This window comes from Pectobacterium aroidearum, assembly GCF_041228105.1.
In the GTDB taxonomy this organism is placed as follows: domain Bacteria; phylum Pseudomonadota; class Gammaproteobacteria; order Enterobacterales; family Enterobacteriaceae; genus Pectobacterium; species Pectobacterium aroidearum.
In genome coordinates this window covers 2,054,615-2,071,102 of the sequence record NZ_CP166097.1, presented here as the reverse complement: position 1 = coordinate 2,071,102, position 16,488 = coordinate 2,054,615, and the positions used below count along the sequence as shown (strand labels likewise).

Genomic DNA, 16,488 nt, shown 5'->3' with positions numbered 1-16,488 from the left:
CCGTAATCTGTCTGTACCCTAGCGTCAGCTTTACTACACCAGATTGAAGGACGTAACCATGGAGTTCACCACCCGTACCATCGCCGCGCAAAAACATATTGCGCTGGTAGCACACGACCACTGTAAACAATCCTTGCTGGATTGGGTTGGTACGAATAAAGAACAGCTCAAAGAGCACACGCTTTACGCCACCGGAACCACCGGAAACCTGATTCAGTTGAATACGGGGCTGCCCGTAAAAAGCATGCTGAGCGGGCCAATGGGAGGCGACCAGCAGGTTGGCGCGCTGATCTCCGAAGGGAAAATCGATTTGATGATCTTCTTTTGGGATCCACTTAACGCCGTACCACACGATCCCGATGTGAAGGCGCTGCTGAGGCTGGCTACGGTTTGGAACATTCCCGTGGCCACCAACCGTGCAACGGCGGATTTTCTGGTCAATTCTGCGCTATTTAAAGAACCCGTACAGATCGCCATCCCCGATTATCAACGCTATCTGCAAGACCGCCTGAAATAGTCACGCGCATCATCATGGACCAGCGGCGTGCCACACCGTCGCTGGTCTACTCTCCTACTTCTCTCTTCTCTGCTTTCGCTTTCATTATCCCGGCTTACGCTGCGTCGGCACACCTAGGCGATGAAGATGTTCAATAAACACCGATGGATTCGCCGCATCCTGTAGCAGCCAAACGCGGTGTTTCGCTCTCGTCAATGCCACATACAGTAAGCGACGTTCTTCCGCATCGGGGAAATCTTCAGGTTCAGGTAACAGCACGGCCTCAATCACGGATTCCCTAGCCGGCGCCGGGAAACCGTCTCTCCCTTCATGCATACCCACAATGATGACGTATTCCGCCTGCTGCCCTTTACTGGCATGTACGGTCATAAAATCAATGTGCAAATTCGGCCATTTGGTTGCGGCTTTATCCAAAATAGCAGGGCGTAAATGATGGTAGCGAGCAAGCACGAGAATGCGCTCATCCGCTTTCACAAAGCCGCTCAGTTTATCCAAAAGTGGCTCAAGCTGATCCTGAGGCAGGATAGTCACCGCTTTTTTATCTCCTTTACTCAGGCTATTAAGCGGTTTCTTCAACTGATACGGGTTCTGCTGTATGAACGTATTGGCGATTTCACCAATGCGTTCATTAAAACGATAGGTGGTATCCAGAGCACACTGCTCACCTACACCGAAATGCTGTTCAAATGCTGTCGTCAACGTCAGCTCTGCACCGCTAAAACGGTAAATCGCCTGCCAGTCATCCCCTACGGCAAAAAGACAGGTACGGCTATTTTGACGACGCAGTGCTGCCAGCAGGCTCGCACGCTGTGGCGAGATATCCTGAAATTCGTCCACCAGAATGTGCTTCCAGGGGCTAACAAAGCGCCCCTTATCCAGAAGATTGACAGCCTGATGGATGAGGCCGGAGAAATCGACCGCATTTTCATCCTTAAGCGCTTTTTTCCAGGCTTTCAACAATGGTGCCATCAGGCGAACACGTTGCTGAAATTCTGTCCGAATGGATTCTGGCGCCAGCTCAACCATATCGTTTTGGCTGCCGCCGTGCATACGCATCAACCCTAGCCAGCGCTCCAGTCGCCCGGCCAGCCGCCCCGCCAGCTTTGGGTCATTCCAAAAATCGCCTTCAGGAATCTCCCATTCCAGCTCTTCTGTTAACCAATGCCGCCACCCGTTAGCCTGCGTTTTTTTCTCGGCACACTGCTGCTGCCAGTGAGAAATCAGCAGTTCCCGACGTTGTTTTGCATCACTTTCCAACTGGCTTATCATCGGTGCCTTGCGACTCGCCTGCTGAATGATGTGCAATGCTAAGGCGTGGAACGTCTTAGCCTGAATTTCATCCGTGTGGAGCCGTTCTTGAATACGTTCGTTCATCTCTTCTGCCGCTTTACGTCCAAACGCCAGTAGCAAAATCTGATCGGGTGCAGCCTCTTGCCGATGCATTAACCACGCCGCGCGGGCCACCAGCACGGATGTCTTCCCGCTACCGGCACCCGCCAGCACCAGTACGCCCTCTTCGCCATTTATCACGGCTTTACTCTGCGACACGTTTAATGGCGAACTCTCCACCGTTTCAAAGAAAGGCTGTTCTGCCGCTAACGTGCGATCCATCCATCTCTGATTCACCGCAGTGCGCATCTCTTCGCCCTGTTCAAGCCAGCGCAAGCAGTCCCGGTAGTTATCACGGCAGTTGTCAAAGGTTTCAAGTCTGGGAACAGGCAAAGGCAGCGCTTCCAGAGAATCGCGGACGGCTTTCTGCAACGTTGACAGCGCCTGTCGGCTAAACCATTTATCCTGCTGCGTCAGTGTTTGAATGCTGTCCGTTTGGCGCTGTAAAACCTCCGCGCTAATCAGACTCATCTCCTCGCTCCAGTCAAGCCAGGATTTAAGCAGATGGCGGTAAAAAGCCTGTGTTTCCTGCCACTCAGTGCCGTGCAAGCGCACCACTTTCCCGGCAGGCAATTCAAATTCCAGCTCTCCCCACACCAGGCCTCTTTTACAGTGAATACCCAGCAGTTGATTAAAGGGAATCAGGTATTGATGTTTATCGCCACTCACTTCGACACCGGCATTCAGTAACCGCACCCGATTGTAAGGATGCTGGGCCAGATGTTTACCTAACGAGGTAGATTTCAGTTCCATGATGTTCGCGCCATGACTATGTGAGAGGTTATTCGTCCATACTTTGTCGTTTATCTGTTCCTAGTTTACCCGTTATCGGACTTCACGCTCTAGCCTTAAAAACAGGTTAGGATATCCTGATGCTTAATGTGATAATTCTTTTACCATCAGCAAGTTTGGTTACTTTATCGGGTTACCTTACAAGTACAGGAGAGACTATGCGTACTGTGTTGAATATCCTTAATTTCGTATTAGGTGGTTTTTTCACCACACTGGCCTGGCTTCTGGCGACTGTCGTCAGCGTGCTGCTGATTTTTACCTTACCGCTAACACGCTCATGTTGGGAAATCACCAAGCTGTCGCTCTTCCCTTATGGCAATGAAGCCATCCATGTTGATGAACTACGCCCGGATGAAAAGAGCACGATTCTCAATGCAGGCGGTTCTCTGCTGAATATCTTCTGGTTCATTTTCTTTGGCTGGTGGCTCTGCCTGTCGCACATCATTACCGGTATCGCGCAGTGCATTACCATCATCGGCATTCCTGTTGGCATCGCTAACTTTAAAATTGCTGCCATCGCGCTGTGGCCAGTTGGCCGTCGCGTGGTTTCCGTCGAACTTGCACAGGCTGCGCGGGAAAACAATGCCCGCAGCCACTTTCGCTAACGGCATCTAAGGATATTACGTTGCTCACCTTTGCCCCAGGAATTCGTCGCTATGTGTACAACAGCAGTTGGCTGTACACCATTCGTATCCTCATTGCGCTCAGCGGTGCGGCGGCAGTTCCCTGGTGGCTAGGTCAACCAACATCAACCATTCCGGTCACGCTTGGCGTCGTTGCGGCCGCCCTCACTGACCTTGACGATCGCCTCACCGGACGTCTGCGTAATCTGTTCATTACGCTGGCCTGCTTTTTTGTCGCTTCCGTCTCGATCGAACTGCTTTTTCCCTATCCCTGGCTATTCGGGTTTGGCCTAGCTATATCGACCTGCGGCTTTATTCTGCTCGGCGCATTAGGGCAGCGCTATGCGACTATCGCCTTCGGCGCACTGCTGATTGCGATTTACACCATGCTGGGAATCTCTCTTTACGACAACTGGTATCAGCAGCCCATCATGCTGCTGATCGGGGCATCGTGGTACAACCTGCTTACGCTGTTCGGCCATCTGATATTCCCCATCCGCCCGTTACAGGACAACCTCGCACAGTGTTATCAGCAGTTGGCCCGCTATCTGGATGCAAAAGCCAACCTATTCGATCCCGATATTGAAGAAGAAACCGACAAGCCCTTGATTGACGTCGCGATGGCAAACAGCCAGTTGGTCGCGATCCTCAACCAGACCAAATCCTCGCTGTTAACGCGTCTGCGTGGCGACCGCGGACAGCGCGGGACGCGTCAAACGCTGCACTACTATTTTGTCGCTCAGGATATTCACGAACGGGCCAGTTCATCACACGTTTACTATCCGCAACTACGCGAGAAACTGCGCTATAGCGACGTCTTATTTCGCTTTCAACGCCTGCTCAGCATGCAGGCCAAAGCCTGTCAGCAACTATCTCAATCCATTCTGCTACAGCAAAAATATCAGCATGACAGCCGCCTTGAACGGGCTTTCGTGCATATCGAGTCCGCTATTACGCGCATCGCGGCCAGCAACATGGCAGATGCCGCACAACTTAAGGCGCTCACATATTTATTAAATAATCTGCGCGCCATTGACGCGCAGTTAGCGACTATCGAATCCGAACAGGCCATCGAGCAAGAAAATAACCCGGAAAACACGCTGGCAGACGACAAAATAACGGGTTGGAGCGACATCCGCTTACGTATTAGTCGCCACCTGACGCCCCAGTCAGCGCTGTTTCGTCATGCTATCCGCATGTCCGTACTCCTCTGTAGCGGCTACGCGTTGATTCAGATAACGGGTTTGCAACACGGTTACTGGATCCTGCTGACCAGCCTGTTTGTTTGCCAGCCAAACTATAACGCCACCCGGCGACGGCTGACGTTGAGGATTATTGGCACATTGACCGGTATTTTACTCGGCTTGCCCATTTTGTATTTCGTCCCATCGCTGGAAGGGCAGCTCACGCTCATCGTCATTAGTGGCGTACTGTTCTTCGCCTTTCGCAACGTGCAGTACGCGCACGCAACCATGTTTATTACGCTGCTTGTCCTGCTCTGTTTCAATCTATTGGGCGAGGGCTTTGAAGTCGCGGTGCCACGTATTATCGATACCTTGTTGGGGTGCGCCATCGCGTGGGCTGCGGTGAGCTTTATCTGGCCGGACTGGCGCTTTCGCGGTCTGCCCACCGTTATCAATAAGACTCTGGACGCCAACTGCCGTTATCTTGATGCGATTATGGTGCAATATCATCAGGGGAAAGATAATAGCCTGCCTTATCGCATTGCCCGCCGAGATGCGCATAACTGTGATGCAGAGCTGGCATCTGTCGTGTCTAATATGTCTTCAGAACCTCACGCGACCAGAAATAAGCTGGACAGTGCATTTCGCTTCATGTGCCTGAATCATACGCTGTTAAGCTATATATCAACGCTCGGCGCGCACCGTGGGAAAATTACCTCATCGGAAACGCTGCAATTGCTGGATGATGCCGTGTGTCATGTTGATGACGCGCTACACTGTAGCGAAGAGGAAAGCTCACGCATCAATCAGGGATTGAAAACTATTACCGCCAGCATTCAATCCCTTTCGCCTGAGTCAGACAGTAAAGAATCATTGATTATTCAGCAAATCGGTCTACTGCTCGGCCTTCTTCCTGAACTCGTACAGCTCAAAAATGACATGATGAGACAGTGAGAATAAAGCGTATTTCTTAGTGCTTTGATCCTTTAGAGACAGCATTATTTTTATACCACTCCAGCAGTTCGTTGCGGATACCGCGAGGGAGTGCCTCCTGATGCGTGCCACAGATGGCGCCAGCAAGCGCCAACAGCACGTTAACACTCAGATTAGCGCGAACCTTCCTCAACTCGAGATAGCTATTTTTAGCGCCATAATGCTGTAATTCATCCACATTCCTTATCCCCGCTTTCCACAGTAGTCGTTCAATATCGTGGTTAAGATTCGGGAGATCTTTTAAACGCCCGCTCGTACATTTGAGGGCCTGATCATGCTGCGCACCGGTCAACGCCAGTCGGGCAAAATATAATAGCGTTTGCGGTTCTTGCCATAATGCTTCATCGACAAGGAAGTAGTTCAGCGGTAACGGCATTCCGCGTTTGGTATAAATCAGATGAGGCATATCGCGCTGCTGAAAATATCTTTCATCTTTCTTACTGGCACGCAGATAAAGTTCCCCTTCCGAGACCAGTCCAAAAATCGTTTTATTTGCTGCGATGCTGTAGCCACCAAATTGGGAACGTGAAGTGATATCCCCCAAAGATGAAAAAGAATGCTGAGATTGCAAAATCCTTTTTTTGCATAATTGCTTCATTGCCATAATCCTTAGTATTGAAATGATCTCTTCCTGAACAATTAAAAATATCTGTAGCAGGAACAAATAATTAAGCACAGCCCCGATGCGGCTTCAAACAGTAAATGTGTTTACTGTCTCTTGCATAAGGAATATGCGAAGCGCTTTCAAAAAAATCAGGTTGATTTTCACGCACACAGCAGATACTGTATACCCATACAGTAACACTATGGGTAGCACTCATTATGCGTACGCAATCAATCAGCTCTCACAACGTTCAGTCGTCATCGTTTTCTGCAAATCAGCATACTGCGGAAACCTCGATCAGCGCGGGCGGAATTATCAGCGAAATCGTGTACAACGCCGATCAGCCCATAGTCACACACCTGCTATTACCGCTTTTACAGCAGTTAGGTACGCAATCTCGTTGGCTGCTATGGCTTTCTCCTCAGCAAAAATTGAGCCGCCCCTGGGTACAGCAATCTGGGTTACCGCTGGATAAAATGGTACAACTCCACCACATCAATCCGTTGTTCACGGTTGATGCAATGGAGAGAGCATTGCTGACAGGAAATTACAGCGCGGTGTTGTGCTGGTTACCGCACGAATTAACGGAAGAAGAGAAAGTTCGGCTACGGCACGCAGCCCAGGCAGGAAATACGTACGGCTTTATTATGCGACCAGAAAGCACTGGCGGTGACGCCTATAGACTATTTCCCAGCCTTAAAATTCATTCGACATTGTATCATTAAGTAAATTAAGAATTTTCTCAGCTCTATCTGGTTATCTACTGTACAGATCGCCGCAGAGCGGTATTCTGCGGGCTTTTGACGTGTATTTAGCACAGCTAAAAGGCGTAAGATCTGTCAAAAGCATCTACTATTTGTTAGCAAGTATGTATGAATCGTGCGGTTTTCTTATGACGCAAATCACATCATACTTGTAACTTTCTCATCACGTTGTAGACTTTAACTCGCTGGAGTTGCTCTTTTATAACGTCAGTTGACTGACAGTAAGTCATAAATAAGGGCAAAGTCTCCAACCAAAGGATTTTAACCAAAGGTTTATTAGCCCATCAGGTTAATTACCGATTTGGATGATAATGAGGCGTAAAATGAAAAAAACAGCTATCGCAGTTGCAGTGGCACTGGCTAGCTTCGCGACTATCGCGCAAGCAGCTCCTAAAGACAATACCTGGTACACCGGTGGTAAACTGGGTGTGTCTCAATTCCACGATACTGGTTTCTACGGAAATGGTTACACCGGTGTCAACAACAACCCAATCAAAAGCAAGTTAGGCGCTGGTGCATTTGTTGGTTATCAAGCCAACCCGTACCTGGGTTTTGAACTGGGCTACGACTGGCTGGGCCGCATGAAGTATGCAGGTTCTACTTCTAACGCAGCAGACAGCGCGAGCTTGAAAGCACAGGGCATCCAACTGGCTGCTAAACTGAGCTACCCAGTGCTGCCAGATCTGGACGTTTATACTCGTCTGGGTGGTATGGTATGGAGCGTTGACACTCACGCTGACAGAAGCGGCAACCACCTCAACAACGACGACACTGGCGTTTCTCCGCTGGCTGCGATCGGTGTTGAATACGCTATAGACAAAAACTGGGCTACTCGTGTTGACTACCAGTGGGTAAGCAACATTGGTGATGCTGGTACCGTTGGTGCCCGTCCAGACAACATGCTGATGAGCGTTGGCCTGTCTTACCGTTTCGGCCAGGATGACCGTGTAGCTCCAGTTGTTGCTCCGGCGCCAACTCCAGCTCCGGCTCCAGTTGTTGAAACCAAGCGTTTCACGCTGAAATCTGACGTCCTGTTCAACTTCAACAAAGCAACGCTGAAAGCAGAAGGCCAGCAATCACTGGATCAACTGTACACTCAGCTGAGCTCTCTGGATCCAAAAGATGGTTCCGTTGTTGTTCTGGGCTTCACTGACCGTTTAGGTTCAGAGCAATACAACCAAGGCCTGTCTGAAAAACGTGCACAGAGCGTCGTTGATTACCTCGTTTCTAAAGGTATCCCTGCGAACAAAGTCTCTGCTCGTGGCCTGGGCAAATCTCAACCTGTTACCGGTTCTACCTGTGACAACGTGAAACCTCGTGCTGCGCTGATCGACTGCCTGGCACCGGATCGTCGCGTAGAGATCGAAGTTAAAGGCATCAAAGACGTTGTAACTCAGCCTCAGGCTTAAGTTATTAACGAAAAAAAACCTCGCTCCGGCGAGGTTTTTTTTATGGCAAACATACTTGTCCGTCACCCTGCTGGCCGTTGCTGCGCAACGTTGAAAAACGCTCCCTGCGTTTTTTTATGCCTGTTTATCGGCAAGATAAAGATAACTGGCCTATCACATCTCGTCGTTATTCAGAATGGCTTTAAGATCCTGCTTGAGCAACGACATCTGGCTGGCATATTTTTCTTTATGCTCGGCATCTTCAATTAACTGTACAATCGTTTCCGACAAGGTCACTCCGCGTCTCTGAGCCAGAGCCGCAAGGCGCTGCCAGACCAAATATTCCAGATCGATTGATTTCTTGCGCGTATGTTGGTGCTCTGCATTGAAATGACGTTTACGCCGTGCCCGGATCGTCTGCTTCATCCGATTTTCTAAGGTCGGGTTCATACATTGCGCAATCCACTCCAGCACTTTCACTGGCTGGTTTTCCATTTTAAGCAATGCCTGTACCGCCTCATCCGCAGCACTCTGCTCCAGAAAGCGCGTAATCTCTTCACCCTCCCGGTGTTTTTTCACCAGGTACTTCCATTTCCATCCGCACTCAAGATTTTCTAGTTGTTGATATTTCATATTAAATTCTTCAGTGACCGCGTAACGTTACTTTCAGCATAACAGTTTTCCCTGATTTTGACCGCTTTCTGGCGGTTTTTTGGCGGCTTTTAAGACAATCAGCCAAGCACCGTCCCGCTTCAACATGTTAAAGATGACGGAGAGATGACTCTCCTTATGTGCACTCGTCATTATTCTTGTATAATCACGCTTTTCCTTTAGACGATTACATTGATACTTTGACCAGTAACCGACTCTCATGGCAGCATTTACTGCCCAATAATACGCCTTATCAAACGCTATTCACTCAGGCAGCTCAGCTTGCTCCTGCTGAATTCTCCGCTATTCAGTCGCGTCTGGCAGACAGTCTGACGCTCTTTTGCCACCCTCGCTCTCCTTCTCGCTTTATGCTGTTGAAAGCGCAAGAGAACGATGAATATATGGCATTGATCGCCCGTGCGTTAAGTGCAATCAGGCCAGACTCCGGGGCGATACATGGCAGTAAATATATCATTGAGGGTCGTCATATCCAGGTCGAGCCAGCCACACAGCCTGCAGATAATTTTGCCGCACAGCAGTCCGGTGGCTATCAGGAATGGATCGAACCTGAACAACTCTTCGGCTGCGTGCGCAGTTTTCACGACGAAATCACTCTGCATCCAGGACTGATTCATCAGGTTAATGGCGGTACGCTGATCCTGTCGGCCAGAGCGCTATTGGCTCAGCCTTTAATGTGGCTGCGTCTGAAGCAGATTATGGCAGAAGGAATCTATCGTTGGCTCTCACCAGACGAGCGCAAGCCTCTGCCCGTGGACGTTCCACCGATGCCGCTTGATATCCGCTTGATTATTCTTGGCGACCGAGAAAGTCTGGCTGATATTCATGATATGGAGCCGGAATTAGGCGAGCACGCCATTTACGGTGAATTTGAAGCGCAATTGCAGTTGATTGAAACGGATGACATGGCGCGCTGGTGTGCCTACATCAATGCATTATGTAGCGAGAATCAACTACCGCTGCTGGATGCCGATGCCTGGCCAGCCTTAGTCAATGTCGCAGTACGCTACAGCGGCGATCAGGGCAATTTACCACTGTGCCCACGGTGGTTAACCAGCCAGTTAAAATATGCCTCGCTGTATGCCAGAGATGGCCAGATCACGGAACAGGCGCTGGTTGACGCCGTTGCCGCTCGCCAATGGCGTGAAGGCTACCTTCGTGAACGTATGCAGGATGAAATAGAATTAGGTCAAATCCTGATCGAAACGGAAGGTGAAGTCGTCGGTCAGGTTAACGGCCTGTCCGTACTCGAATTCCCTGGCTACCCTGTTGCTTTTGGCGAGCCGGCACGCATCAGTTGCGTCGTTCACGCTGGCGACGGTGAATTTACCGACGTCGAGCGCAAAGCCGAACTGGCGGGCAATTTACACGCCAAGGGCATGATGATCATGCAGGCGTTCCTGATTACGGAGTTAGAGCTTGATCAACAGCTTCCCTTCTCCGCTTCCATGGTCTTCGAGCAATCATACAGTGAAGTTGACGGTGACAGTGCCTCTTTGGCAGAGCTGTGTGCGTTAGTCAGCGCCCTCTCCTTACGGCCAATCAATCAGCAGTTCGCCGTAACCGGCTCCGTCGATCAGTTTGGTCGCGTACAGCCAATTGGTGGCGTGAATGAGAAAATCGAAGGTTTCTTTGAGGTCTGCCAGCGTCGCGGATTGACGGGAACGCAGGGCGTGATTTTACCTGTGGCTAACCTGCGCCATCTCTGTTTACAGGACGATGTCGTTGAAGCCGTACGAGAAGGGAAATTCCACTTGTTCCCGGTAGAAACTGCGCCAGAAGCGTTATCATTATTGACTAATTTCGCTTATGACGATGAACAGCAGCCCAATCTGCTGAGCACGATTCGTGAGCGAATTGGACAACTTACACCGCAGGAGCGTAGACGCTTCCCTTGGTTTTTCCGTTAAACCAACTGGTTCAACCAGACGCAACAGACTTGCCCAGCGTACAGGTGTACGCTAACCTGCGTGCTTCATTAAAATAAGGCTTACAGAGACCATGGTAGATAAACGCGAATCCTATACAAAAGAAGACCTCCTTGCCTCCAGTCGTGGTGAGCTGTTTGGTCCGCAAGGCCCTCAGTTACCCGCCCCTAACATGCTCATGATGGACCGCGTCGTTAAAATGACGGAAGACGGCGGTAAGTATGGCAAAGGCTACGTGGAAGCCGAATTGGATATCACGCCTGACCTGTGGTTCTTCGGTTGCCATTTCATCGGCGATCCAGTGATGCCAGGTTGCCTCGGTCTGGATGCCATGTGGCAGTTAGTCGGCTTCTATCTGGGCTGGTTAGGTGGCGAAGGTAAAGGCCGCGCACTCGGTGTTGGCGAAGTCAAATTCACCGGACAAGTACTGCCGACAGCGAAGAAAGTGACTTATCGCATTCACTTCAAACGCGTGATCAATCGCCGTTTGGTGATGGGTATTGCTGATGGCGAAGTACTGGTTGACGGTCAGCAGATCTATACCGCTGACGAACTGAAAGTGGGTCTGTTCAAAGACACCAGCTCTTTCTAAGCGTCAGATAGCACTGCGGGCGAAACCCTTTTCGCCCGCGTTATCCGCTTATTTCTCCGACGCACTCTCATCCTGACTTAAATCACTCGCCTTATCATGACGAGCTTTTCAACTCATTGGTGATCGATTGCCGTACATCTTGCGGTATCTTCAACTCGGTCGCTAACGCATCCAGATAGCTCTTCTCCATGAAGTGATCGACATCAATGACCGCACAGCTCAGGAAGTAGATCTCGAGCGCTTCTTCCTCATTCTTCACGTCTTTAGCCAGCAGCACCGGGTCAAGCGGTTGCTCTATCGCTTCCTGTACCCAGTGATGTGCCTCACTACCCAGTTGCAGTTGCTGGATATTCTCATCAATACGCTGCTTTTCCGACGCATCAATATGACCATCACTCTTAGCTGCAAAAACCAGCGCCTGAATCAAACGACGCGCACGAATATTATCGCTCGAAGACTGAGTGCCAAACTGTGGATCGTCCTGATGCGTGTCGCGAACCCGTTTCTTATACTGGTTCCACAGCACCACGCCCGCCGCTGCGCTGCCACCAATGATCAACGCGTTTTTCCCTAATGAGCCCATGATCTTCCGAGCGGATTTATTCGACAACAAGACGCCAGCCAAACCGCCCAGCGCAGCGGGTTTCAGCATGTCGCCCAAATTGCCGTTTTTACCCCCTTGATGATGATTCCCCTGCTTGCTACCGGAGTTTAATAAGCCCTGAATCTGTTGCAGCCAATTATTCATTTTCATTCCTCAAGGAAAAGTGACATCACTGATGGTGTTGTCACCCATAGTAATGGTGCGGAAGGCGTTTGTTTGTCAGATTGTGTATAGCAATGAAAAGTATGGACCGCGCTTTCTGGGCGGTCCATCTGGCTATGCGGAGAATGTTATGAGGCTGGTTTCAGCGGCGCTTTTCTGACCGGAGTATTTCCCGACACGTAGTAACGCGCCCTGCTACGCGGCAGCGGCTGGCGCCGACGGATTCGATCGGCAATTTTCTCAGCAATCATAATAGTTGTCGCATTCAGATTGCCGGTAATAATTTGCGGCATGATAGAAGCATCCACCACACGCAATCCTTCCATACCGTGGACACGGCCTTGTCCATCGACCACTGCCATCTCGTCCTCTCCCATTTTGCAGGAACAGGAGGGATGGAATGCCGTCTCAGCGTGAGTACGGATAAATTCATCCAGTTCCTCATCGGTCTGCACTTCCAGGCCAGGGCTGATCTCTCGCCCACGGTATTTATCCAGCGCAGGCTGCCCCATGATTTCACGCGTAATGCGGATCGCATCGCGAAACTCCTGCCAATCCTGTTCTGTCGACATATAGTTGAACAGGATGCTGGGGTGCTCACGCGCATCTTTGGAGCGCACCTGAACGCGCCCACGGCTGAGCGAACGCATAGAGCCCACATGCGCCTGAAACCCGTGCTCTTTTACCGCGTTACTGCCGTTGTAGTTAATCGCGACCGGGAGAAAATGGTATTGAATGTTCGGCCAGGCGAACTCATCACGACTGCGAATAAATCCCCCCGCTTCAAACTGATTGCTGGCACCAATACCTGTGCCGCTGAACAACCATTCTGCCCCGATCTTCGGCTGATTAAACCACTGTAGCGCCGGATACAGCGATACCGGCTCTTTGCAGGCGTATTGCAAATACATTTCCAGGTGATCCTGCAAATTCTCACCGACACCGGGCAAATCGTGCACAACAGGAATATCGAGTCCCTGAAGCAGATCTTTCGGCCCCACGCCGGAGCGTTGCAGGATCTGCGGCGAGGCGATCGCACCAGCACACAGCAGTACTTCACGACGCGCCTGCGCTGTTTGCGGGCTTTCGCCTTTAAAGTAAGCGACACCAACGGCACGTTTTCCCTCAAAGAGAATCTTGTCGGTTAAGGCGTGCGTCACGATGGTCAGATTTTTACGACCTTTCGCCTGATCCAGATAACCTCGCGCGGTACTGGCGCGACGCCCCTTCGGCGTGACGGTTCTGTCCATCGGCCCAAAGCCTTCCTGCTGATAGCCGTTAAGATCGTCGGTACGCGGATAACCCGCCTGTACGCCCGCTTCAACCATCGCGTGAAACAGTTCGTTGTTTCCCATCTTCGGCGTGGCCACGGAAACCGGCCCCGTCGCACCATGATAGTCATTCGAGCCCACATCCCGCGTTTCCGCTTTGCGGAAATACGGCAAGCAATCAAGGTAACTCCAGTCTTCCAGGCCCGGCATCGTCGCCCAGTTATCGAAATCCATCGCATTGCCACGGATGTAGCACATGCCGTTAATCAGCGATGAGCCACCCAGCCCTTTGCCACGGCCGCATTCCATACGGCGGTTATTCATGTGCGGTTCCGGGTCGGTTTCATAAGCCCAGTTATAACGCTTCCCTTGTAGTGGGAACGCTAATGCGGCAGGCATTTGCGTGCGAAAATCCAACCGATAGTCCGGGCCACCAGCTTCAAGCAGCAGCACGCTGACGTCGCTTTCTTCTGTTAAACGCGTTGCCAGCACATTACCTGCAGAACCGGCTCCGATAATGATGTAATCATATTCCATTAGGCTTTCTCCCCTTCGTTTAAAATACCGAGCGGAATTCACCCAGTTCAACCTGTACAGATTTAATTTGCGTATAGTGTTCCAACGTTGTTATGCCGTTTTCACGGCCAACACCCGAATGTTTGTAGCCGCCCACTGGCATTTCAGCCGGAGATTCACCCCAGGTGTTGATCCAGCAGATCCCCGCCTCAAGCTGATGGATAACCCGATGTGCCCGATTCAAATCTCCGGTCACAATACCGGCCGCCAGCCCATATTCGCTATCATTGGCACGGTGGATAACCTCAGCCTCATTTTGATACGTCAGAATACTCATGACCGGGCCAAAAATTTCTTCCCGCACAATCTTCATATCGTCCCGACAATCCGTGAACACCGTAGGGGCAACGAATGCACCTTGTGCATATTTCTCGTCAGTCATCGGTTCGCCGCCCACCAGCACGCGAGCACCTTCGCGCTTTCCGCTTTCGATGTAGCGCAGTACAGATTCTCTGTGCGGGAAGCTAACCAGTGGACCAAAATTTACGGCTTCATCAGTCGGGTTACCGATACGAATGCGCTGAACACGCGCCAGAATTTTTTCCTCAAACTGCGTCTGCAATGCCTGCGGAACGAAGACGCGTGTACCGTTGGTACACACCTGCCCTGAGCTGAAAAAGTTCGCCATCATGGCGATATCCGCCGCCTTATCCAGATCGGCATCCTCAAAAACGATCAGCGGCGATTTCCCACCCAGCTCCATCGTAACGTCTTTCAGCGTCGAGCCTGCGGCATTGGCCATTACCGTTTTCCCGCTGGCAATCCCTCCCGTGAAAGAGACTTTGGCAATCCCAGGATGCGTGGTCAGCGCCTGACCAACGGATTGTCCCGTTCCCGTCAGCACGTTGAATACGCCAGCCGGTAATCCAGCCTCGGTGTAGATTTCTGCCAGTTTCAGCGCAGTAAGCGACGTGACTTCGCTGGGTTTGAAGATCATTGCATTGCCCGCCGCCAGCGCAGGGGCCGATTTCCACAATGCGATCTGAATCGGATAGTTCCAGGCACCGATGCCTGCGACCACACCAAGCGGTTCACGGCGGGTATAGGCGAACGAGGTATCACGCAGGGGGATCTGCTGCCCTTCGAGCATGGGAATCAACCCCGCGTAATATTCCAGAACATCCGCGCCGGTCACGATATCGACGGTGCGCGTTTCTGAGAGCGGTTTGCCAGTGTCGTGCGTTTCAAGTAACGCGAGCTCATCATTGCGTTCACGCAGGATATCCACGGCACGGCGTAAAATACGCGAGCGCTCCATCGCCGTCATCGCCGCCCATATCTTCTGCCCTGCGGCGGCGGCAATGACCGCACGATCAACATCAGCAACAGTGGCCGACTGGAGCTGAGCGATGATCTCGCCATTTGCGGGATTTACTGCATCAAACCTATCGTCACCCGAGCTGTCGACATAAGCGCCGTTGATATAAAGCTGTTGTAAACCGTAGCGAGACATAAATTCTCCTGTCTGATGGCTACCCGGTACGCACTCCGGGCAGAAAAGGCAAAATGATAAGGAAGGATTACGTGCGAGTGAGCTGCTGCTCGATATAGTCGTAGGCAATGCTCAATGCTTCTTCGCGGTTGAAGGCGTCGTGACTTAGCGCACTGCGCAGCCACAGCCCATCAATCAGCCCCGCTAGCCCTTTTGCCGCAATACGCGCGTTATCTTTCGGCAAGCAATGGCTAAACTCGACGCACAGGTTGGAGTAAAGCCGCCGATCGTTAACCTGCTGTAGCCGATGGAGCATGGGGGAATGCAGGCTACTGGCCCAAAACGCCAGCCAGGTTTTCATCGCCGCGCTATTCGTCTGACTATCATCAAAATTTCCCTGAACAATCGCCCGCAAACGTGCACGAGGCGTGTTTTCTGTCAGGCTCAGTAGCCTTGATTTCACCGCCAGCCCCAGATGACTTATCAGGTAGCGCATCGTCGCTTCCAGTAAGCCATTTTTATCGCGGAAGTAATGGCTGATGATCCCATTCGACACACCCGCACGTCGGGCAATCTGTACGATCGAGGCATCATGCATCCCCACATCGTTAATCGCGGCCAGTGTCGCTTCGATGAGTTGCTGCCGTCTGATGGGCTGCATTCCGACTTTAGGCACTGCACTTCCCCTTCATTTCCTTCCCTTCATTTTTGCGTGATGAATCACGGTAAAAAACGATGATTCATGATCCGATTTGTCCCATTAAACTTTTTTTTGATTGAACGTTCAATAAAAAATGAATATCTTTTATTGCTGAAAGGTTAAAAATCTGTATCAATTATCACGAAAAACAGTTTGAGTTCAGACGATAACTCCAACTTAAAAAGAATAATTTCTTTTTTGTTCTGACGACGATCTTCAACGGAAAGCGTACTCAGCGGATGTCCTGCGTCCCGTTCTTGGTATGCGCTAAGCACGCTTCGTGGAGAGAGGAATCAGAGT

General features: G+C 51.0%; 14 protein-coding genes. 7 read left to right on the top strand and 7 right to left on the bottom strand.

Annotated features, from left to right (window positions below):
* Nucleotides 1-58: 58 nt before the first annotated feature.
* Entirely contained in the window at nt 59-517 is a 459-nt protein-coding gene (locus AB8809_RS09555; RefSeq protein WP_015840749.1) for a methylglyoxal synthase, read from the top strand.
* 84 nt (nt 518-601) lie between these two features.
* Here the strand turns inward: AB8809_RS09555 and helD are convergent, their stop codons facing one another.
* On the bottom strand, nt 602-2,659 hold the full coding sequence (helD, locus tag AB8809_RS09550; protein WP_349856109.1) for a DNA helicase IV: 2,058 nt from the start codon (nt 2,657-2,659) through the stop codon (nt 602-604).
* Nucleotides 2,660-2,856: 197 nt separating this feature from the next.
* Here helD and AB8809_RS09545 point away from each other — a divergent pair, with 197 nt between their 5' ends.
* Both AB8809_RS09545 and yccS read left to right on the top strand, forming a co-directional pair.
* Nucleotides 2,857-3,303 carry a YccF domain-containing protein gene (locus AB8809_RS09545; RefSeq protein WP_181848705.1) on the top strand — a complete coding sequence of 149 codons (447 nt, stop codon included), beginning with the start codon at nt 2,857-2,859 and terminating at the stop codon, nt 3,301-3,303.
* A 20-nt stretch (nt 3,304-3,323) separates the two neighbouring features.
* A complete protein-coding gene (gene yccS, locus AB8809_RS09540; protein WP_349856110.1) occupies nt 3,324-5,459 on the top strand; it encodes a YccS family putative transporter in 2,136 nt (711 codons plus the stop codon).
* A gap of 16 nt (nt 5,460-5,475) precedes the next feature.
* Here the strand turns inward: yccS and AB8809_RS09535 are convergent, their stop codons facing one another.
* Nucleotides 5,476-6,096, bottom strand: coding sequence for a TfoX/Sxy family DNA transformation protein (locus AB8809_RS09535; protein WP_349856111.1), 621 nt, complete (start codon nt 6,094-6,096; stop codon nt 5,476-5,478).
* Nucleotides 6,097-6,320: 224 nt separating this feature from the next.
* Between AB8809_RS09535 and sulA the strand changes: the two genes are divergently transcribed.
* Together sulA and ompA are read left to right on the top strand one after the other, a co-directional pair.
* Entirely contained in the window at nt 6,321-6,827 is a 507-nt protein-coding gene (sulA, locus tag AB8809_RS09530) for an SOS-induced cell division inhibitor SulA (RefSeq protein ID WP_181848703.1), read from the top strand.
* Nucleotides 6,828-7,189: 362 nt separating this feature from the next.
* Nucleotides 7,190-8,275: a porin OmpA gene (ompA, locus tag AB8809_RS09525; RefSeq protein WP_182100048.1), complete on the top strand. Its 1,086-nt coding sequence runs from the start codon at nt 7,190-7,192 to the stop codon at nt 8,273-8,275.
* A gap of 153 nt (nt 8,276-8,428) precedes the next feature.
* On the opposite strand, the gene matP is transcribed toward ompA, so the two are convergent.
* Nucleotides 8,429-8,887, bottom strand: a complete 459-nt coding sequence (gene matP, locus AB8809_RS09520) for a macrodomain Ter protein MatP (protein WP_180777826.1) — start codon at nt 8,885-8,887, stop codon at nt 8,429-8,431.
* Between the two features lie 176 nt (nt 8,888-9,063).
* Here matP and AB8809_RS09515 point away from each other — a divergent pair, with 176 nt between their 5' ends.
* Nucleotides 9,064-10,833, top strand: coding sequence for a Lon protease family protein (locus tag AB8809_RS09515; RefSeq protein ID WP_349856270.1), 1,770 nt, complete (start codon nt 9,064-9,066; stop codon nt 10,831-10,833).
* 91 nt (nt 10,834-10,924) lie between these two features.
* Nucleotides 10,925-11,443 (top strand): bifunctional 3-hydroxydecanoyl-ACP dehydratase/trans-2-decenoyl-ACP isomerase, encoded by a 519-nt coding sequence (gene fabA, locus AB8809_RS09510; protein WP_005970620.1) that lies wholly within the window; start codon nt 10,925-10,927, stop codon nt 11,441-11,443.
* Nucleotides 11,444-11,537: 94 nt separating this feature from the next.
* On the opposite strand, the gene AB8809_RS09505 is transcribed toward fabA, so the two are convergent.
* The 4 genes from AB8809_RS09505 to betI all read right to left on the bottom strand — a co-directional run bounded on the left by AB8809_RS09505 (nt 11,538) and on the right by betI (nt 16,164).
* On the bottom strand, nt 11,538-12,191 hold the full coding sequence (locus tag AB8809_RS09505; protein WP_349856112.1) for a DUF533 domain-containing protein: 654 nt from the start codon (nt 12,189-12,191) through the stop codon (nt 11,538-11,540).
* Between the two features lie 146 nt (nt 12,192-12,337).
* Nucleotides 12,338-14,017 carry a choline dehydrogenase gene (gene betA, locus AB8809_RS09500; protein WP_349856113.1) on the bottom strand — a complete coding sequence of 560 codons (1,680 nt, stop codon included), beginning with the start codon at nt 14,015-14,017 and terminating at the stop codon, nt 12,338-12,340.
* A 19-nt stretch (nt 14,018-14,036) separates the two neighbouring features.
* Nucleotides 14,037-15,509 carry a betaine-aldehyde dehydrogenase gene (gene betB, locus AB8809_RS09495; RefSeq protein WP_349856114.1) on the bottom strand — a complete coding sequence of 491 codons (1,473 nt, stop codon included), beginning with the start codon at nt 15,507-15,509 and terminating at the stop codon, nt 14,037-14,039.
* A 67-nt stretch (nt 15,510-15,576) separates the two neighbouring features.
* Nucleotides 15,577-16,164 carry a transcriptional regulator BetI gene (gene betI, locus AB8809_RS09490; RefSeq protein ID WP_180777817.1) on the bottom strand — a complete coding sequence of 196 codons (588 nt, stop codon included), beginning with the start codon at nt 16,162-16,164 and terminating at the stop codon, nt 15,577-15,579.
* Between the last annotated feature and the right edge of the window lie 324 nt (nt 16,165-16,488).